The sequence below is a fragment of the Streptomyces sp. NPDC002057 genome, assembly GCF_040296665.1.
GTDB lineage: Bacteria > Actinomycetota > Actinomycetes > Streptomycetales > Streptomycetaceae > Streptomyces.
Map to the genome: position 1 here is coordinate 173,915 of NZ_JBEOXR010000004.1, position 19,884 is coordinate 193,798.

Consider the following 19,884-nt stretch of genomic DNA (forward strand, 5'->3'; position numbering starts at 1 on the left):
GGCCCACCTTTTCCGCGTCGCGTACGAGACTGAGTGCGTGATCCGAAACGACGCACTCGACCGTCTCCCCGTCCGCCACGCCGTCCCCGAGCTGCTGGGCGCGCTCGACCGGCGCGGTACGGCCGTGTTGTCCGCGCCTCCCGGCACGGGCAAGACGACGCTGGTGCCGCTCGCGCTCGCGGGCCTCATAGGGGACGGACCGAGGCGGCGGGTCCTGGTGGCCGAGCCGCGCCGGATGGCGGTGCGTGCGGCGGCCCGGCGGATGGCGTGGCTGCTCGGCGAGGAGGTCGGCGGCGCGGTCGGCTTCTCGGTGCGCGGTGAGCGGCGGGCGGGTCCCGCGACCCGGGTGGAGGTGGTGACGACGGGCATCCTGCTGCAGCGGCTCCAGCGCGATCCGGAGCTGGCGGGCGTGGACGTGGTCCTGCTCGACGAGTGCCACGAGCGACATCTGGACGCCGACACCGCGATGGCCTTCCTCGTGGACGTCCGGGCCACCCTGCGGCCCGAGCTGAAGCTGATCGCCGCGTCGGCGACCAGTGACGCGGCGGCCTGGGCTGATCTCCTGACGGTCCTGGACGGCGGCGGCCCCGCGCCGGTGGTGTGGAGCAAGGGGGAGGGGCACGGCTGCCGGGTCTTCTTCGCGGCGCCGCCGCCGGGCGTCCGGCCGGCCCACGGCACCTGGGTGGACCCGGCGCTGCTCCGGCACGTCGCGACCACGGTCAGGCTCGCGATGGAGCGGCACGAGGGGGACGTCCTCTGTTTCCTGCCGGGTACGGGCGAGATCGCGCGGACGGCCGGGATGCTGGCCGACGTCGACGCGGAGGTGCTCCAGCTGCACGGGCGGGCGCCGGCGGCGGTGCAGGACGCGGTGCTGCGCGGTACGGAGCCCGGCGGGCGGCGCAGGGTGGTCCTCGCGACCTCGGTGGCGGAGTCCAGCCTGACGGTGCCGGGGGTGCGGATCGTCGTGGACTCGGGGCTCGCGCGTGAGCCCCGCACGGACCACGCGCGGGGGCTGGGCTCCCTCGCGACGGTGACGGTGTCGGAGGCCACGGCGACCCAGCGTCTCGGCCGGGCGGGCCGTGAGGCCTTCGGGTTCGTGTACCGGTGCTGGGCGGAGGCGAGCGACGGGGGCAGGCCCCGCTTCCCGTCCCCGGAGATCAGGGTCGCCGACCTGGCGGACTTCGCGCTGCGGGCCGCCTGCTGGGGCGACCCGACGGCGGAGGGGCTCGCGCTGCTGGACCCGCCGCCCGCCGGCGCGATGACCGCGGCCCGCTCGGTCCTGGGCTCGATCGGGGCCGTGGACGCGGCCGGCCGGGCCACCCCGCGGGGGGTACGGATGTCCCGGCTCGGGCTCCACCCCCGGCTCGGCCGGGCCCTTCTGGACGGCGCGACGGAGGTGGGGGTGCGGCGGGCGGCGGAGGTGGTGGCGCTGCTCAGTGAGGAGCCGCCGCGCGACTACGGGGACGACCTGGCGGCGGCCTGGCGCGCGGCACGCCGGGGCACCGACGGGTACGGAGCCCGGTGGAAGGCGGAGGCGCGGCGCCTTGAGCGCTCGGCCGCCGGGGCGGCGGGCGGGGACACCTCGCGTGCGGCGGCCGGGGCTCCGGGAAGCGCCGGGGCTGCCGGGGAGTCCGAAGCAATCAGGACCTCCACGGCCTCCCCCGTCTCACCCGTCTCCGGCGTCTCCGCGGTCTCCGGGGCGGGCGGGGCTCCCCGGGGCTCCGGGGCCTCCGTCACCGGTGACGACGCCGTGGCCGGGCTCGTCACGGCTCTGGCGTTTCCCGAGCGGGTGGCGCGGAGCCGGGAGCAGGGGGGATATCTGATGGTGTCGGGGAGCGGGGCCCGGCTCGCCGAGGGGTCCGCGTTGCGGGCCGCCCCCTGGCTGGCGGTGGCGGTGGCGGACCGGACGGCGCGGGACGCCACGGCCCGGGTGCGGCTGGCCGCCGTGGTGGACGAGGACGTGGCGCGGCGGGCGGCCGGGCATCTGCGGTCCACCGGCGAGGAGGTCCACTGGGAGGACGGGGACGTCGTGGCGCGTTCGGTGGACCGGCTCGGCGCGGTCGAGCTGACGGTCCGGCCGCTCGGGGCGAAGGCGGAGCCGGCGCTCGTGCGGGAGGCGCTGCTCGACGGGTTGCGGCGCGAGGGGCTCGGGCTGCTGCGGTGGAGCCGGGAGGCCGGGGAGCTGCGCGAGCGGCTCGCCTTCCTGCGCCGGGAGGTGGGGGAACCCTGGCCGGACGTGGCGGACGGGCCGCTGGTCGACCGGGCCGGGGAGTGGCTGGAGCCCGAGCTGTCCCGGGCCGCGCGCCGCGCCGATCTGGGGCGGATCGACGCCGGTGACGCCCTGCGGCGGCTGCTGCCGTGGGCGTCGGGCGAGGCGGGCCGGCTGGGGGAGCTGGCGCCGGAGCGGATCGAGGTGCCGAGCGGTTCGCGGATCCGGGTGGAGTACGGAGGTGAGCGGCCGGTGCTCGCGGTGAAGCTCCAGGAGATGTTCGGGCTGGCCGAGACGCCTCGGGTGGCGGGGGTCCCGGTGCTCGTGCACCTCCTCTCCCCCGCCGGGAGGCCGGCGGCCGTCACCGCCGATCTGGCGTCGTTCTGGCGGGACGGCTACCGCTCCGTGCGCGCGGAGTTGCGGGGGCGGTACCCGAAGCACCCGTGGCCGGAGGACCCGTCCGCGGCGGAGCCGACCCGGTTCACCAGCGCGCGGCTCAGACGGGAGGGGTGACCGGGGCCGCGGCGGGTTCGGCTGCCGGGCGGCGGGAGCGGGCCTCCAGCCAGAGGGCGAGGGCGAGCAGGAGCAGCGCGAGGAGGGTGAGGCTCCAGGGGAGGTAGGAGACGAGCATGAGGACCATGAGGCGGTTGGAGGAGACCATCTCGCCGATGCTCTCGACGTAGTCCTCGCGCATCTTCACGTGTCCCTCGAAGACGGTGAGGGTGTCCCGGCCCATCAGCGCCTCGGCGTTGCGGAGCTCCTCCTTGTGGATCTCCTCGCCGTTGACGGGGGCGCCGGTGACCGGTTCGACCCAGAACATCCGCTTGGTGGTGTACCAGCGGGTGAGGCCGGAGTCGGCGAGGAGCTTCGGGGTGATGCCCTTGACCGGCATGGTCTTGGGCATGGGGACCTTGGTCCAGGGGACGGTCTGCTCGAAGTAGTAGACCTCGGTGCCCCGGAAGGTGCGGGTGCCCTTGTAGTGAATGGGGGCCGAGGTGCGGGTCTGGGCGTCGAAGTACTGGTAGTCGCGCTTCTCCGTGAGGAAGGGCCACTTGAACTCGATGCCCTCGCGCCGGACCGGGTCGCCGTCGACGGACTCGCCGGTGGCGTGGACGGGGTCCTGGGTGTGGGCGTCGAAGATGTACCGCTCGGGGACCTTGGAGACCATCTTGCCGTCGGGGCCGGTGACGTAGGCGAGTGCGTCCCAGACGACGACGTCGCGGCCGGCGTCGCGTTCGATGCGCCGCGACTCCTCCACGTTGCCCTTGAGGGTCTGGATGATCGTGATCCTGTCGACCTTCTCCGCCCGGAGGGTCGAGTAGTTGAGGAGGGTCGCGGGCTTCGCCTCCAGGACGGTCTCCTGGTACTGATTCGGCGGGATCTTCGCCAGGCGGGGGAAGGCGTACCAGCGCAGGGTCGGGGCCATCGCGGCGCAGAAGACGGCGAGGGCGAGGAGGACGAGGCTGGCTCGGCGGCGCACGGCGGCCCCCTACTTCTTGGGGCCGGGGTCGGCGGTGAGCAGGGGCTTGGGCGAGGTGGGGCCGTCGGGCGGGAGATCGACCACGGAGAGGAGGAGGACGAAGAGGAGGACTGGGGCGAGTCCGATGGCGGCGGCGACGAGGGCGCGCATGGTCGGCCTCCCGGGATGCGATCTGATAGGTCGTCAGGGCGGGGGCACCGTAGCAACGCGACCGCGAGATGAGAACACGTTGCACCGCCGCACCGTCGGGAGGGGGAAGCGCGAAGCGCCGCCCCTCCGCCCGGTGGGGACGGAGGAACGGCGCGAGGGACGCGAGGGGACGCGGCCCGGGGTGCGGGCGGGTCAGGCCGAGGGAGAGGCGGAGGCCGAGGGCGAGGGGGAGGTCTCGGGCGTGCCGGTGGCGGAGGGCGTCGGCTCCGGGGTCGGCGTCGGGTCGGGCGCGGTGACCGTCAGCGTGATCTCCGTGCTGCCGCCGCCGGGCGCGGTCAGACGCAGCACGTAGGTGCCGGCCTTGTCGCCCGCGAAGAGCTCCGGCAGCGAGATCAGGCCGTTGGCGTCGGTCTTCAGGACGAGCGTACGGACGCTCTCGCCCGCCGCGTCCTTCTTGAAGTACGGTCCCTCGGCGCTCTGTTCGGTGGCCGTCGCGGAGGCGACGACCACGGCGGTGACGAGGACACCGGGGGCGAGGGCGTCCTTGTCGGTGGCCTTCACCTGCACCTGCTGGGTGAAGGCGGTGCCGGTGGTGGCCGACAGGGGGTCACCGGCGACGCGGACGAGGGTGTCCGCCCGCCGCTCGGTGACGGTCGCGGCGAAGTCGGTCCCGCTCAGGGTGGAGCCGACGACGGTGGCCCTGACCGTGAAGGAGCCGGTCTTCTCGCCCGCCCGCAGCGCGGGCGCGGCGGCGAGGCCGGCCGAACCGGTGGTGACGGTGGCGGTCGTCGAGCCGCCGGCGAAGCGGGTGCCGGTGGCGCCCTGGATCTCGAAGCGGATGCTCACCCCGGTGACCGGCGTCCCCGTGGCGTCGAGCGCGGCAACCGTCGGCGACTTGGCGAAGGCGCTCTCGGTGGGCGCGCTCAGCTGCCCGGTGGCGACGGGCGTGAGCTTCGTGACCCGGGCGGCGGGCGGCACGGTGGGCGGCTTCGTCGGCGGGGTGACCGGGGGCTTGGGCGGGGTGGTCGGCTTCGTCGGCGGGGTGACCTCCCCGCCCGGCGGCGTCGGCGTGGGCTTCGGGGAGCCCGTCTCGGACGGCTTCGGCGCGGGCGGCGTCGGGGAGGGGGTGAACGGCGGGGCGGGACGGTTGCCCTGGCCCCGGTTGTCGCTGCGGTCGACCGGCAGCACGCCCGTGCCGTCCGGGACCTGGTGGCTGCCGCGCTTGTAGTACTCGAACCAGGAGAGGACCGTGTTCAGGTACTCCCTCGACCGGTTGTAGCTGAGGATCGCCCGGTCGAGGTCCGCCGTGAGCGCGAGGTTGCGGTCGTTGGCGCAGAGGTAGAGACCGGCGGCCTGCGCGGCGTCGTAGATGTTGTTCGGGTCCTTCTTCCCGTCGCTGTTCGCGTCCTGGCCCCAGGTGGCCCAGGTCGACGGGATGAACTGCATCGGGCCGACGGCGCGGTCGTGGGTGGCGTCGCCGTCGAAGGCGCCGCGGTCGGTGTCGGAGATGTTGGCGAATCCGACGCCGTTGAGGACCGGGCCGAGGATCGGCGAGACGGTCGTGCCGTTGGCGTCGACCCGTCCGCCGCGCGCCTGCCCGGACTCGACCTTCCCGATGCCGGCGAGCAGTTGCCAGGGCAGGTTGCAGCCGGGGGCGGTCGAGCGGATCGACTGTTCGGCGCGCTTGTAGGCGGAGAGCACGGACGCGGGTATGCCGGCTTCGGCGGGGCCGGTGATCACCGGCAGGTTGATGCTGGCCCCGGGCTTGTTCGGCGTGTTCAGCGGCGGGAGGTCGGTGTAGTACGGCGAGTCACCCGTCGCGGAGCCGTCACCGGACGGCGAGGCGGTGTCCCCGGCGCCGATGGCGCGGTCCCCGCCGGCGTTGTCCGCGGGCGGCGAGGCCATCTCCGGCGCCTGCGAGGCGGCGAGCGCGGCGACCGCCGCCGCCACCACCGCGCCGCTGGTGGCCCCCTTGCGCAGCCTGCGGCTCAAGTGCGCTGACATGTCCGTGTCCCTTCCCCCTCGACGGAGGTCCCGCGCTCCCCGCGCGAGACCTCTGGCGACCCTATGCCAACTCCGGTCCACCGGGCACCGGCGCCTGACCGCCTTTCACGCTTTCGTCACCTCTCGGCCGCTTCCGGACCGGGGGTGGTCGCCTCCGGTCGGAGCCCGGCCGGTTCCCGCCGGGACGCGGTCCGGCCACCTCCCGCCGCCGCGCCGCCCTCCCCTCCCCGGCTTCCTTCCCCGGCCCAGCCTTCCGGCCTCTTCCCGCCGCCCCGGTCCGCCCTCGGCCACCCCGAACCGGCGTGGACGGGAACCGGGCGGAGGGTCCGGCCCCTCTTGCACTGCGGCCGACCACGGTCGTCGGCCGTCACCACCGGATCCTGGGGGAACTCCCGTTGCCGTTCACGCTGAGCCATGCCGCTGCCGTGCTGCCCGGGCTGCGCAGGGACGGGACCGCGCGCGGGCCGCTCGTCGCGTCCGCTCTCGTCGCGGGCTCCTTCGCGCCCGACATGACCTACTTCGCCGCCACGGCGTTCCCCGGGGCGATGGTCCTCGGTGACGTCACCCACTCCCCCGTCGGGATCGTCACGGCCGACGTCCTGATCACCGTCGCGCTCGTGGCCCTCTGGCTGACCGTGCGCGAGCCGCTGGTGGCGCTGCTGCCCGCCCGCTGGCGCGGCCGGGTGTACGGCCTCGTCCGGGGCAGCGTCTGGCGCGACCGTCACCCTGCCGTGCTCGCGGGGTGGTTCGGCCTCTCCGCGGTCGTCGGAGCGACGACCCATGTCGTGTGGGACTCCTTCACCCACCTCGACCGCTGGGGCACCCGGGCGCTCCCGTTCCTCGGGGACGTCGTGGCCGGCTTCCCGGTCTATCTCTACGCGCAGTACGGGGGTTCGGCGCTGGCGCTGGGACTGCTGGCGTGGTTCGTCACGCGGGCGCTGCGCTCGGCCGATCCCGGGGTGGAGCTGCCGGCCCACGTCACGGTCCCGGGCCGGCGCGGCCGGCTCCTCGCGGTCGGGCTGATCGGCGGCTGCGTCCTCGCCGGAGTCGTCCACCGGGTACTGCGCTGGGCCTCGTACTGGGGGTGGGACCGGATCGAGACGCCCCTCGACGTCATTCCGACGGCCTGCTTCGGAGCCGGTGCGGGGCTAGCCGTCGGGCTCGTGCTGTACGGGACGTCGGCGCGGCTGCGGGGAGCGTCGTCCACTCCGGGTTCTGTGGCCCCGGCCGGTCCTCCCCCGGCGGCGGAGGACCGGGCCGCTCGGGCGGAGCGCTCCCGCCAGGGATCTCGCTGATCCTCTCCGGGGCGGTGAAGCCACGGGCCGCGTTGGCACCGGAGAGCCTGCGGTGCACGACGTGGGAGACCCGCTCCAGGGTGCGGACGCCGTACCGCTTGCTGGGGTTGCCGTGGCTGAGGAGAGCGATCCGGTAGTCGGTCGGGGCCGGGTCGGCGGCCGGTCGCGCGATGCCGATGCTGTGCACGCGCCAGGCGTGGGCGGCGCGGGGCAGCCAGCCGTACTTGACGTGGACCCTGACCGTACGGGGCGCCGCCGGCCGTGACGCCCCATCGCTGGTCGCGGACGACCTGGCCCATCAGGTTCATCGCCTCGGTCCGGCGGGAGACGGCGGCGAGCAGGGCCGGTCGGTCCCGGGCGGTGGTGCGGATGAGCCCCCGGTAGAGGTCCCGGCCGGGGACGGTGTCCCGGGCGCCCGGGGAGTGGTCCACCCGGCGCACATCACCGGGAACGCCGACGCCCCCGGTGTGGACGGCTGTTCCGCCGGGGCGGAACGACCGCCCGGCACGGGGGGGGCGTCGGCGGGTGGTGTCAGTGTGCGGCCGAGTCCCAGTTCGGGCCCACGCCCACCGAGACGTCGAGCGGGGCACGCAGCTCGGCCGCGGCGGACATCTGCTCGCGGACCAGGGCCTCGACCCGCTCGCGCTCGCCGGGGGCGAGTTCGAGGACGATTTCGTCGTGGACCTGGAGGAGCATCCGGGAGGCGAGGCCCGCCTCGGTCAGCGCCCGGTCGACGCCCAGCATGGCGACCTTCACGATGTCGGCGGCCGTGCCCTGGATGGGCGCGTTGAGCGCCATCCGCTCGGCGGCCTCGCGGCGCTGCCGGTTGTCGCTGTTGAGGTCGGGCAGGTAGCGGCGGCGGCCCAGCATCGTCTCGGTGTATCCGGTGGCGCGGGCCTCGTCGACGACCCGGCGCAGGTAGTCCCGCACCCCGCCGAAGCGCTCGAAGTAGGTGTCCATCAGGCCGCGGGCCTCGCCCGGGTCGATGTTCAGCTGCTGCGAGAGGCCGAAGGCGGAGAGCCCGTAGGCCAGGCCGTACGACATGGCCTTGATCTTGCGGCGCATCTCGGCGTCGACGGCGGACCGCTCGACGCCGAAGACCTGGGAGGCGACGGTGGTGTGGAGGTCCTCGCCGGAGGCGAAGGCCTCGATGAGGCCCGCGTCCTCGGAGAGGTGGGCCATGACGCGCAGCTCGATCTGGCTGTAGTCGGCGGTCATGAGGGCCTCGAAGCCCTCGCCGACGACGAAGCCGTGCCGGATGGCCCGGCCCTCGTCCGTCCGCACCGGCACGTTCTGCAGGTTCGGGTCGGTGGAGGAGAGACGTCCGGTGGCGGCGACGGTCTGGCTGAAGGTCGTGTGGATCCGGCCGTCGGCGGCGACGGTCTTGATCAGGCCTTCGACGGTGGAGCGCAGCCGGGCCTGCTCGCGGTGGCGGAGCATGATGACCGGCAGGTCGTGCTCGGTCTGGCCGGCCAGCCAGGCGAGCGCGTCGGCGTCGGTGGTGTAGCCGGTCTTGGTCTTCTTGGTCTTCGGCAGGTTCAGCTCGCCGAAGAAGACCTCCTGGAGCTGCTTGGGCGAGCCGAGGTTGAACTCGTGGCCGACGGAGGCGTGCGCCTCCTTCACGGCCTGCTGCACGGCCCCGGCGAACTGCTGCTCCATCGCCTCCAGATGGTCGCGGTCGGCGGCGATGCCGTGCCGCTCCAGCCGGGCGAGGAGCGCGGAGGTGGGCAGCTCGACGTCGTGGAGGAGTTCGCGGGCGCCGACCTCGGCGAGCCGCTCGTCGAAGGCGGCCCCGAGGTCGAGGACGGCCCGCGCCTGGGTCATGAGGGCCTCGGCCTCGGCGGTGTCGTCGGCGCCGAAGGCGAGCTGCCCGTCGGCGGCGGCCGCCGGGGCGAGCTCACGGTGCAGGTACTCGACGGAGAGCGCGTCGAGCGCGAACGAACGCCGGCCGGGCTTGACCAGGTAGGCGGCGAGCGCGGTGTCCATGGTGACGCCCGCGATGCTCCAGCCGTGCTCGGGGAAGACCCGCATGGCGCCCTTGGCGTTGTGCAGGACCTTGGGGCGGGCGGGGTCGGAGATCCACTCGGCCCAGGCCCGCTCGTCGGCCTCGTCGAGCGTGCTGGGCTCGAACCGGGCGGCGGCGCCGCCGGCGGCGGCGAGCGCGATCTCGCTCACGTTCCCCGTGCCGAGGGCCCAGCTGTCGACGGTGGCGACGCCGAGGGGTTCGGTGCCGTGCTCGGCGAGCCAGGGGGCCAGCTCGCCGGCGCCGAGGACGGTGCCGTCGAGCTCGACGCCCGCGGCGGGCGCCGGGGCGGCCTCCTCGGTGGCACCCGGGTCCACGGCGAGGAGCCGCTCGCGCAGCGAGGGGTTGCGGATCTCCAGGGTGTCCAGGACGAGGGCGACGGCCCCGCGGTCGTACGGCTCGCGGGCGAGGTCCGTGACGCCCTTCGGCAGCTCGACGTCCTTGGACATCTCGGTGAGGCGACGGTTGAGCTTGACGGCTTCCAGGTGGTCCCGGAAGTTCTGCCCGGCCTTGCCCTTGACCTCGTCGGCACGCTCGACGAGCTCGGCGAAGGAGCCGAACTGGTTGATCCACTTGGCGGCGGTCTTCTCGCCGACGCCGGGGATGCCGGGCAGGTTGTCCGACGGGTCGCCGCGCAGCGCCGCGAAGTCCGGGTACTGCGAGGGCGTGAGGCCGTACTTCTCCTGGACCTTCTCCGGAGTGAAGTGGGTGACCTCGGAGACGCCCTTGGTCGGGTAGATCACCGTGGTGCGGTCGGAGACCAGCTGGAAGGAGTCCCGGTCGCCGGTGAAGATCCGGACGTCGAAGCCCTCGGCCTCGGCCTGGACGGTGAGGGTCGCGATGACGTCGTCGGCCTCGAAGCCGTCGACGGCGAAACGCGGCACGTTCATCGCGTCGAGGAGCTCGCCGATCAGCTCGACCTGCCCCTTGAACTCGTCGGGGGTCTTCGAACGGTTCGCCTTGTACTCCGGGAACTCCTCGGACCGCCAGGTCTTGCGGGACACGTCGAAGGCGACCGCGAAGTGCGTGGGCGCCTCGTCGCGGAGCGTGTTCGCCAGCATCGAGGCGAACCCGTAGATCGCGTTCGTCGGCTGCCCCGTCGCGGTCGTGAAGTTCTCCGCGGGCAGCGCGAAGAACGCCCGGTACGCGAGCGAGTGCCCGTCCATGAGGAGCAGGCGGGGGCGGGTGTCTGCGGGGTTCTTCGATGCTGTCTCGGCCACACCACGATCCTGCCACGGCCCACCGACAATCCCGCCCACGCCTGCGGGGTGCCGGTCTGTCCGTGCCCCGTGACAGGATCGGAGACGTACGCCGCAGGATGATCGCCCAAGGGAGAGCGCGATGGTCAGCAAGCCGCCGGTCGGCGACCCGGTTCAGGACGCGCCGCAGGTCACGCCGCCGCAGCACGCCGCGGCGGGGCTGCCCGCCATCGGACACACCCTGCGGATCGCGCGGGACCAGATGGGCCTGCGGCGCACCGCGCGGACCCTGCTCAAGGTCAACCAGAAGGACGGCTTCGACTGCCCCGGCTGCGCCTGGCCCGAGGAGGCCGGGCGCCATGTCGCGGAGTTCTGCGAGAACGGCGCGAAGGCGGTCGCCGAGGAGGCGACGCTGCGCCGGGTGACCCCGGAGTTCTTCGCCGCGCACCCGCTGGCGGACCTGGGGACCCGCAGCGGCTACTGGCTGGGGCAGCAGGGCCGGATCACCCAGCCGATGCTCCTGGAGAGGGGGAGCGCGCCCGAGGGCCAGGAGCGGTACGAGCCGGTGACCTGGGAGCGGGCCTTCGAGATCCTCGCGGAGGAGCTGCGGGCCCTGGACTCCCCCGACGAGGCGCTCTTCTACACCTCGGGGCGGACGAGCAACGAGGCGGCGTTCCTGCTCCAGCTGTTCGCGCGCGAGTTCGGCACGAACAACCTGCCGGACTGCTCCAACATGTGCCACGAGTCCTCGGGTTCGGCGCTGACGGAGACCATCGGCATCGGCAAGGGCAGCGTCTCCCTGGAGGACCTCCACCAGGCCGACCTGATCGTGGTGGCCGGCCAGAACCCGGGCACGAACCACCCCCGCATGCTCTCCGCCCTGGAGAAGGCCAAGGCGGCCGGCGCGAAGATCATCTCGGTGAATCCGCTGCCCGAGGCCGGCCTGGAGAAGTTCAAGAACCCGCAGACCCCGCAGGGCATGCTCCGGGGCGCCGCGCTCACCGACCTCTTCCTCCAGATCAGGATCGGCGGCGACCAGGCCCTCTTCCGGCTGCTCAACAAACTGGTCCTGGAGACGGCGGGCGCGGTCGACGAGGAGTTCGTACGGGAACACACCCACGGGTACGAGGAGTTCGTGGCCGCGGCCCGGCAGGCCGACTGGGACGAGACGCTCGCCGCGACCGGCCTCGACCGCGCCGAGATCGAGCGGGCCCTGGAGATGGTGCTCGCCTCGGAGCGGACCGTCGTCTGCTGGGCGATGGGACTGACCCAGCACAAGCACTCCGTGCCGACCATCCGCGAGGTGGTCAACTTCCTTCTCCTCCGCGGCAACATCGGCCGGCCCGGCGCGGGGGTGTGCCCGGTGCGCGGCCATTCGAACGTGCAGGGCGACCGCACGATGGGGATCTTCGAGCGGCCCGCGCCCGCCTTCCTCGACGCCCTGGACAAGGAGTTCGGGATCGTCTCGCCGCGCCACCACGGCTTCGACGTGGTCCGTTCGATCCAGGCGCTGCGCGACGGCGAGGCCAAGGTGTTCTTCGCCATGGGCGGCAACTTCGTGGGGGCGACGCCCGACACGGAGGTGACGGAGGCGGCGATGCGCCGGGCCCGGCTGACCGTCCACGTCTCGACGAAGCTGAACCGCTCGCACGCGGTCACGGGCACCCGCGCGCTCATCCTCCCCACCCTCGGCCGCACCGACAAGGACGTGCAGAGGAGCGGCAAGCAGTTCGTGACCGTCGAGGACTCGATGAGTCTGGTGCACGCCTCGCGCGGCAACCTTCCCCCCGCCGGCCCGCACCTGCTCTCCGAGCCGGCGATCGTGGCACGCATGGCCCGCGCCGTCCTCGGCGACGGCTCGGCCACCCCGTGGGAGCGGTTCGAGGAGGACTACTCCACGATCCGCGACCGCATCGCGCGCGTGGTGCCCGGTTTCGAGGACTTCAACGCGCGGCTCGCGGCCGACCCCGGCGGCTTCCGGCTGCCGCACGGCCCGCGCGACGAGCGCCGCTTCCCCACCCGGACCGGCAAGGCCAACTTCACCGCGGCGCCCGTCGAGTACCCCAGGGTGCCGGAGGGCCGGCTGCTGCTCCAGACCCTGCGCTCGCACGACCAGTACAACACCACGATCTACGGCCTGGACGACCGCTACCGGGGCATCAAGGGCGGCCGCCGGGTCGTCCTCGTACACCCCGAGGACGCGGCGGCGCTCGGTCTCGCCGACGGGGCGTACACGGATCTGGTGAGCGAGTGGACGGACGGCAGCGAGCGGCGGGCGCCCGGCTTCCGGGTGGTTCACTACCCGACCTCCCGGGGGTGCGCGGCCGCCTACTACCCGGAGACGAACGTCCTGGTGCCGCTGGAGTCCACGGCGGACGTCAGCAACACCCCCGCGAGCAAGTCCGTGATCGTCCGTCTGGAACAATCGCACTCCGCCTAAGCGTTTGCTCAGGCGGGCCAGAGAGCGATGAGCGCGGTCGGCACACGATCCGCGCACTGATCGGCACACGATCAGCAGCAGCCGTACGAAGACGAACGGAGCCGGGCCATGGGTGAACAGCAGCACGTGAAGTTCCCGCAGGAGGTCATCGACGAGTACGCGGCGCTGGGTGTGGATCTCCCGGCGCTCTTCTCGGCCGGACACCTGGGGAACCGGATGGGCGTCCAGATCCTCGAGGCCTCCGCCGAGCGGGTCGTCGGCACGATGCCGGTGGAGGGCAACACCCAGCCGTACGGCCTGCTGCACGGCGGCGCCTCCGCGGTGCTCGCCGAGACGCTGGGCTCCATCGGCTCGATGCTGCACGGCGGGGTCTCCCGGATCGCCGTCGGCGTCGACCTGAACTGCACCCACCACCGCGGGGTGCGCAGCGGCCTGGTGACCGGCGTGGCCACCCCGGTGCACCGCGGACGGTCGACCGCCACGTACGAGATCGTGATCACCGACGAGCAGGACAAGCGGGTCTGCTCGGCCCGGCTGACCTGTCTGCTGCGTGAGGTGACCGCCAAGGACGCCTCAAACGTCCCCGGAGCGGGCCCGGACGCCGGGGCGACCCAGGGCGCCTGACCAGCGAGGAACCAAGGAGGGGGCGACACCGGTCGGTGTCGCCCCCTCCGGCGTTCCCCCACCGCCCCGCACCGCCGTTTTCGTCACGCTGTGTCACATACACAAGGGGAGCCGGAGGCCGAAGCGGAGGGGCCGGTTCGTCCGCTCAGGTTTCTGCCGTTGTCCGATATCCGGAGAGTCCGCTGAGCGGACCGTCAGTACCAAGAATCGCTCAAGCCCCTTAGCGGAACTGCGCGTTCTCACTATGTGAACACCGCATTACCGACCCCTATGCCCCGGTTTTCCCATCCGGCGCGCACACTCTTCCCCCCTCGCGATAACAAGACAGTCACATCCTGACCTCGGCGCTCCCCGACCCTCCCCACCTGCGCTTAGAGTCACCGCCAGTCACCGCGCCGCCGGGCGCGTTCTACTGCACGGCCCTGTACCACCTCCAGTACGGCCCGGCGTTCCAAAACGGCACCCCTCGCTCAGCAGCTTCACGGCACCGCCTCATCCGAGGGGGCCGCGCCAGGGAAAGGACCCTTCGTGCGAAACCGTTCGTTGCTCATACTCACCACCGCTGTCACCGCGGGAGCACTCACCCTCACCGCCTGTGGTTCGCGCGACGACAAGGGCGGCGCCGCCGAGAACGGTGACGGCGGCAACGTCACCGTGACCATCGGTCTCGACGCGCCCCTCACGGGTGAGCTGTCCGCCCTCGGCCTCGGCATCAAGAACTCCGCCGACCTCGCGGTCAAGACGGCCAACGAGAAGGCCTACGTCAAGGGCGTGACCTTCAAGCTGGAGTCCCTGGACGACCAGGCGCAGCCCTCCGCCGGCCAGCAGAACGCGACCAAGTTCGTCGCCGACAAGGCCGTCCTCGGCGTCGTCGGCCCGCTGAACTCCTCCGTCGCCGAGTCGATGCAGAAGGTCTTCGACGACGCGAAGCTGGTGCAGGTCTCCCCGGCCAACACCAACCCGGCGCTGAGCCAGGGCATCAACTGGAGCACCGGCGAGAAGAAGCGCACCTACAAGTCGTACTTCCGCACGGCCACCACGGACGCCATCCAGGGCCCGTTCGCCGCGCAGTACGTCTTCAACGAGGCCAAGAAGACCAAGGCCTTCATCATCGACGACAAGAAGACCTACGGCGCCGGCCTCGCGGGCACCTTCAAGGGCGAGTTCGAGAAGCTCGGCGGCAAGGTCCTCGGCACCGAGCACATCAACCCCGAGACCAAGGACTTCTCCGCGGTCGCGACCAAGGTGAAGAGCTCCGGCGCCGACGTCGTCTACTACGGTGGCGAGTACCCCGCCGCCGGCCCGCTGGCCAAGCAGATCAAGGAAGCCGGCGCGAAGGTCGTCGTCGTCGGTGGCGACGCGATCTACAGCCCCGAGTACGTGAAGCTGGGCGGCGCGGCCGCGACCAACGGCGACATCGCCACCTCCGTCGGCGCGCCGATCGAGTCCCTCGCCTCCGCCAAGGACTTCCTGGCGAACTACAAGGCCAAGGGCTACAAGGAGGCCTACGAGGCCTACGGCGGCTACGCGTACGACTCCACCTGGGCGATCATCGAGGCCGTCAAGAAGGCCGTCGACGGCAACAGCGGCAAGCTCCCCGGCGACGCCCGCGCCAAGGTCGTCGAGGCCATGCAGGGTGTCTCCTTCGAGGGCGTGACCGGCAAGGTCTCCTTCGACGAGTTCGGTGACACCACCAACAAGCAGCTGACGGTCTACAAGGTCGAGGGCGGCGCGTTCAAGCCGGTCAAGTCCGACACCTTCGGCGGCTGATCAACCGCACCACTCCGCATCACCAGCACCACTCAGCACCACTTTCACCGCGCGGGGGGCCGCACCTGGCTCCCCGCGCGGTGTCACATCCGTCGAAAGTCTCGGAGGACAATGCGGTGAACGAACTGCCGCAGCAGCTGGTCAACGGCCTGCTACTGGGATCCATGTACGGGCTCGTCGCCGTCGGCTACACGATGGTCTACGGCATCGTCCAGCTCATCAACTTCGCCCATGGCGAGATCTTCATGACCGGCGGCTTCGGGGCGCTCACGGTCTGGCTCATCCTGCCCGGCGGCACCAGCATGTGGGTCGCGCTGCCCGTCATGATCATCGGTGCCGTGATCGTCGCGACCACCATAGCCGTCGGGGCGGAACGATTCGCCTATCGACCGCTCCGCGGTGGCCCACGCCTCGCCCCCCTCATCACGGCCATCGGTCTCTCGCTCGCCCTGCAGTACGCGGTGTGGGTGTGGTACCCCGAGGCGAAGTCCGCCCGGACCTTCCCGCAGATCCCCGGCGGCCCCATCGAGCTCGGCCCGGTCACCATCCAGACCGGCGACGTCTTCCTCCTGATCGCCGCCCCGATCTGCATGGCCGTCCTCGCCTTCTTCGTCATGCGCACCCGCGTCGGCCGCGGCATGCAGGCCACGGCGCAGGACCCGGACACCGCCAAGCTCATGGGCGTCAACACGGACCGCATCATCGTGATCGCGTTCGCCCTCGGCGCCGCGATGGCCGCCGTCGGCGCCGTCGCCTACGGCCTCAAGTACGGCGTCGTCGACTACAAGATGGGCTTCCTCCTCGGACTCAAGGCCTTCACGGCCGCGGTCCTCGGCGGTATCGGCAACATCTACGGAGCCATGATCGGCGGAGTCGTCCTCGGTATCGCCGAGACCATGGCGACGGCGTACATCAGCCACATCCCCGGTATGGAGCAGCTCGGCGGCCAGTCCTGGGCCGACGTCTGGGCCTTCGTACTCCTCATCGTCGTACTCCTCGCCCGGCCACAAGGCCTCCTGGGCGAGCGCGTCGCGGACAGGGCGTGAGCACCATGACCACCATCTCCGAGAACCCCCAGGCGGCCACGGGCTCCGAGCCCGCCGCGGCCACCGGCCTCATCGGCTTCGTGCCGGCGAAGGCCGCCCGCGCCCTCACCCTGGGCGGCGCCGTCCTCACCGTCGCCAGCTGCTTCCTCGCCTGGACCTGGACGCCCACGTTCCCCGGCGACCTCACGTACTACGGCTCCCCCGCCGGACTCCAGCTCCAGGTCCTGGTCCTGGGCCTGCTCACCACCCTCTTCGCCCTCTCCTCGTACGGCGTCAAGGGCACCCGCTGGCTCACCCCGGCCGGCGCCGACGCGGCCGTCAAGTTCGCCGCGCTCGCCGCCTTCGGCACCACCTGGTACACCGTCGCCGCGATCAGCGTCTCGCTCGGCGGACCGGTCAACCTGGAGCCGGGCGGCGCGATCGTCGCCTTCGCCACCCTGATCACCCTCCTCGGCGCCCTCGCCCTCCCCTTCGAGCGGCCGAAGGTCCACCCCGTGGACCCCGAGGACACCGGCTGGGACCAGTTCAAGCACCGCGCCGGCAACGGCTGGATCGCCTTCAAGGGCGCCTTCGCCACCACCGGCCCCGTGCGCAAGCTGCCCCCGCTGCACTCCTCCGTCGAGATCCTGATCATCACGGGCATCCTCGCCGTGGCGCTCGGCGTCTTCACCTACGGCGTCGGCACCGAGTACGACGAGCTGTTCCTCGGCTTCCTGATCACCGCAGCCCTCGGGTTCGCCGCGGTCAACAAGTCGGGCCTCACCCAGCAGGCCACGCAGCTCACCAAGAAGCACCAGAACCTCACCATCGCGGGCGCGTTCACCGCGGCGGCGCTCTTCCCCTTCACCCAGACCGACGACCAGTACGCGACGCTCGGCGTCTACATCCTGATCTTCGCCACGGTCGCCCTGGGCCTGAACATCGTCGTCGGCCTCGCCGGTCTCCTCGACCTCGGCTACGTCGCCTTCCTCGGCGTCGGCGCCTACGCGGCCGCCCTCGTCTCGGGCGCCCCGACCTCGCCGTTCGGCGTGCACTTCCCCTTCTGGGCCGCCATCCTGGTCGGCGCCGGAGCCTCCCTGGTCTTCGGTGTCCTCATCGGCGCCCCGACCCTGCGACTGCGCGGCGACTACCTCGCCATCGTGACGCTCGGCTTCGGTGAGATCTTCCGCATCGCCGTCATGAACACCGACGGCACCTCCGGCCCCGACATCACCAACGGGTCCAACGGCATCGCGTCCATCCCGAACCTCAACATCTTCGGGTTCGACTTCGGCGCCGAGCACTCGATCGCCGGATTCACCATCGGCCGCTTCGCGAACTACTTCTTCCTGATGCTGCTGATCATGGCGGTCGTCGTGCTGGTCTTCCGGCGCAGCGGCGACTCCCGCATCGGCCGCGCCTGGGTCGCCATCCGCGAGGACGAGACCGCCGCGCTCGCCATGGGCATCAACGGCTTCCGGGTCAAGCTCATCGCCTTCGCGCTCGGCGCCTCGCTCGCCGGCCTCGCCGGCACCGTGCAGGCCCACGTCACCTACACCGTGACCCCGGAGCAGTACCTCTTCGCCGGTCCGATCCCGCCCAACTCCGCCTTCCTGCTCGCGGCCGTCGTCCTCGGCGGCATGGGCACGATGAGCGGTCCGCTGGTCGGCGCCTCTCTGCTCTTCCTCATCCCCAACAAGCTCCAGTTCATGGGCGAGTACCAGCTCTTCGCCTTCGGCGTCGCGCTGATCCTGCTCATGCGCTTCCGCCCGGAGGGCATGATCGCCAACCGGCGCAACCAGCTGGAGTTCCACGAGAAGGACGAGACGCCCGCCACGCTCGCCAAGGCAGGTGCCTGAACCATGACGACCACCACGAAGACCGCCGACGCCACCACCGCGCCGGCCGCCGGCGAGACGGTACTCGACGCGCGCGGGGTCACCATGCGCTTCGGCGGCCTCACCGCCGTCCGCGACGTGAACCTCACCGTCAACAGCGGCGAGATCGTCGGTCTCATCGGCCCCAACGGCGCCGGCAAGACCACCTTCTTCAACTGCCTCACCGGCCTCTACGTCCCCACCGAGGGCGAAGTCCGGTACAAGGGCACGGTCCTGCCGCCCACGTCCTACAAGGTCACCGACGCCGGCATCGCCCGCACCTTCCAGAACATCCGCCTCTTCCACAACATGACCGTCCTGGAGAACGTCCTCGTCGGACGCCACACCCGGATGAAGCAGGGCCTCTGGTCCGCGCTGCTCCGCCTCCCCGCCTTCAAGAAGGCCGAGGCGGAAGCCTCGAACCGGGCGATGGAGCTCCTGGAGTTCATCGGTCTCCAGGACAAGGCGCAGCACCTCGCCAAGAACCTCCCGTACGGCGAGCAGCGCAAGCTGGAGATCGCCCGCGCCCTGGCGAGCGACCCCGGCCTGATCCTGCTGGACGAGCCCACCGCCGGCATGAACCCGCAGGAGACGCGGGCGGCCGAGGAACTCATCTTCGCCATCCGGGACATGGGCATCGCCGTCCTCGTCATCGAGCACGACATGCGGTTCATCTTCAACCTGTGCGACCGGGTCGCCGTGCTCGTCCAGGGCCAGAAGCTGATCGAGGGCGACAGCCACACCGTCCAGAGCGACGAGCGGGTCATCGCCGCCTACCTGGGCGAGCCCGTCCAGGCGGACGAGGCCCCCGCGAAGGACGCGGCCACGACGGTGGCCACCGAGGAGACCGTGTCCGAGGAGGAGCCGGCCGAGGACGCGTCCGACGACGCTCCCTCCGAGGACGCCCCCTCCGAAGACGCCTCCGAGGACGCCTCCGAGGACGCCCCGGAGACCCCCGAGGCCGCGGCCGACAAGGCCCCGACCGCCCCCAAGGCCTCGGAGGACACCCCGCACGACCCTGCTTCGGGCAAGGAGAACGACGCATGACCGCACTGCTCGAAGTCGAGGACCTGCGCGTCGCCTACGGAAAGATCGAGGCCGTCAAGGGCATCTCCTTCTCCGTCGACGCCGGTGAGGTCGTCACCCTCATCGGCACCAACGGCGCCGGCAAGACCACCACCCTGCGGACCCTCTCCGGGCTCCTCAAGCCGGTCGGCGGCCAGATCAAGTTCGAGGGCAAGTCCCTCCGCAAGATCCCCGCGCACAAGATCGTCTCGCTGGGTCTGGCCCACTCCCCCGAGGGCCGGCACATCTTCCCCCGCATGACGATCGAGGAGAACCTCCTCCTCGGCGCCTTCCTCCGGAAGGACACCGCGGGCATCGCCAAGGACGTCCAGCGCGCCTACGACCTCTTCCCGATCCTGGGCGAGCGTCGCAAGCAGGCCGCCGGCACGCTCTCCGGCGGTGAGCAGCAGATGCTCGCCATGGGCCGGGCCCTGATGTCCCAGCCCAAGCTGCTCATGCTCGACGAGCCCTCCATGGGCCTCTCCCCGATCATGATGCAGAAGATCATGGCGACGATCGCCGAGCTGAAGGCCCAGGGCACCACCATCCTGCTCGTCGAGCAGAACGCCCAGGCCGCGCTCGCCCTCGCGGACCACGGCCACGTCATGGAGATCGGCAAGGTCGTGCTCTCGGGCACCGGCCAGAACCTGCTCCACGACGAGTCCGTCCGCAAGGCCTACCTCGGCGAGGACTGACCCGCCCCACGACAGAAGGCCCGCCCCA

At 72.1% G+C, this 19,884-nt stretch carries 13 protein-coding genes; 9 read left to right on the forward strand and 4 right to left on the reverse strand.

Annotated elements, in window-relative coordinates:
* Nucleotides 1-37: 37 nt before the first annotated feature.
* Nucleotides 38-2,722: an ATP-dependent RNA helicase gene (locus tag ABT129_RS05485; protein ID WP_351896871.1), complete on the forward strand. Its 2,685-nt coding sequence runs from the start codon at nucleotides 38-40 to the stop codon at nucleotides 2,720-2,722.
* Here ABT129_RS05485 and pgfA read toward each other — a convergent pair.
* The 3 genes from pgfA to ABT129_RS05500 form a co-directional block, all read right to left on the reverse strand.
* Nucleotides 2,706-3,689: a cell envelope lipid trafficking protein PgfA gene (gene pgfA / locus ABT129_RS05490; protein WP_351896873.1), complete on the reverse strand. Its 984-nt coding sequence runs from the start codon at nucleotides 3,687-3,689 to the stop codon at nucleotides 2,706-2,708. The two genes, ABT129_RS05485 and pgfA, sit on opposite strands and share 17 nt — an antisense overlap.
* A gap of 9 nt (nucleotides 3,690-3,698) precedes the next feature.
* Nucleotides 3,699-3,839 carry an SPW_0924 family protein gene (locus ABT129_RS05495; protein WP_107072740.1) on the reverse strand — a complete coding sequence of 47 codons (141 nt, stop codon included), beginning with the start codon at nucleotides 3,837-3,839 and terminating at the stop codon, nucleotides 3,699-3,701.
* Between the two features lie 192 nt (nucleotides 3,840-4,031).
* Complete coding sequence (locus ABT129_RS05500; RefSeq protein WP_351896876.1) at nucleotides 4,032-5,843, reverse strand: lytic transglycosylase domain-containing protein; 1,812 nt, start codon at nucleotides 5,841-5,843, stop codon at nucleotides 4,032-4,034.
* Nucleotides 5,844-6,238: 395 nt separating this feature from the next.
* Here ABT129_RS05500 and ABT129_RS05505 point away from each other — a divergent pair, with 395 nt between their 5' ends.
* Nucleotides 6,239-7,138, forward strand: coding sequence for a DUF4184 family protein (locus ABT129_RS05505; protein WP_351896878.1), 900 nt, complete (start codon nucleotides 6,239-6,241; stop codon nucleotides 7,136-7,138).
* Nucleotides 7,139-7,669: 531 nt separating this feature from the next.
* On the opposite strand, the gene polA is transcribed toward ABT129_RS05505, so the two are convergent.
* Nucleotides 7,670-10,381, reverse strand: coding sequence for a DNA polymerase I (gene polA, locus ABT129_RS05510; protein WP_502981659.1), 2,712 nt, complete (start codon nucleotides 10,379-10,381; stop codon nucleotides 7,670-7,672).
* Between the two features lie 121 nt (nucleotides 10,382-10,502).
* Here polA and ABT129_RS05515 point away from each other — a divergent pair, with 121 nt between their 5' ends.
* The 7 genes from ABT129_RS05515 to ABT129_RS05545 all read left to right on the forward strand — a co-directional run bounded on the left by ABT129_RS05515 (nucleotide 10,503) and on the right by ABT129_RS05545 (nucleotide 19,856).
* Nucleotides 10,503-12,800 carry an FdhF/YdeP family oxidoreductase gene (locus tag ABT129_RS05515; protein ID WP_351896881.1) on the forward strand — a complete coding sequence of 766 codons (2,298 nt, stop codon included), beginning with the start codon at nucleotides 10,503-10,505 and terminating at the stop codon, nucleotides 12,798-12,800.
* 108 nt (nucleotides 12,801-12,908) lie between these two features.
* Nucleotides 12,909-13,424: a PaaI family thioesterase gene (locus ABT129_RS05520; protein ID WP_351896884.1), complete on the forward strand. Its 516-nt coding sequence runs from the start codon at nucleotides 12,909-12,911 to the stop codon at nucleotides 13,422-13,424.
* A gap of 528 nt (nucleotides 13,425-13,952) precedes the next feature.
* A complete protein-coding gene (locus tag ABT129_RS05525; protein ID WP_351896886.1) occupies nucleotides 13,953-15,194 on the forward strand; it encodes a branched-chain amino acid ABC transporter substrate-binding protein in 1,242 nt (413 codons plus the stop codon).
* 116 nt (nucleotides 15,195-15,310) lie between these two features.
* Nucleotides 15,311-16,240 (forward strand): branched-chain amino acid ABC transporter permease, encoded by a 930-nt coding sequence (locus ABT129_RS05530; RefSeq protein ID WP_209494229.1) that lies wholly within the window; start codon nucleotides 15,311-15,313, stop codon nucleotides 16,238-16,240.
* A 5-nt stretch (nucleotides 16,241-16,245) separates the two neighbouring features.
* Entirely contained in the window at nucleotides 16,246-18,078 is a 1,833-nt protein-coding gene (locus ABT129_RS05535; protein ID WP_351896890.1) for a branched-chain amino acid ABC transporter permease, read from the forward strand.
* 3 nt (nucleotides 18,079-18,081) lie between these two features.
* Nucleotides 18,082-19,143: an ABC transporter ATP-binding protein gene (locus tag ABT129_RS05540; RefSeq protein WP_351896892.1), complete on the forward strand. Its 1,062-nt coding sequence runs from the start codon at nucleotides 18,082-18,084 to the stop codon at nucleotides 19,141-19,143.
* Nucleotides 19,140-19,856, forward strand: coding sequence for an ABC transporter ATP-binding protein (locus tag ABT129_RS05545; protein WP_024757294.1), 717 nt, complete (start codon nucleotides 19,140-19,142; stop codon nucleotides 19,854-19,856). Before ABT129_RS05540 ends, ABT129_RS05545 begins: the two co-directional genes overlap by 4 nt.
* Nucleotides 19,857-19,884: the final 28 nt, after the last annotated feature.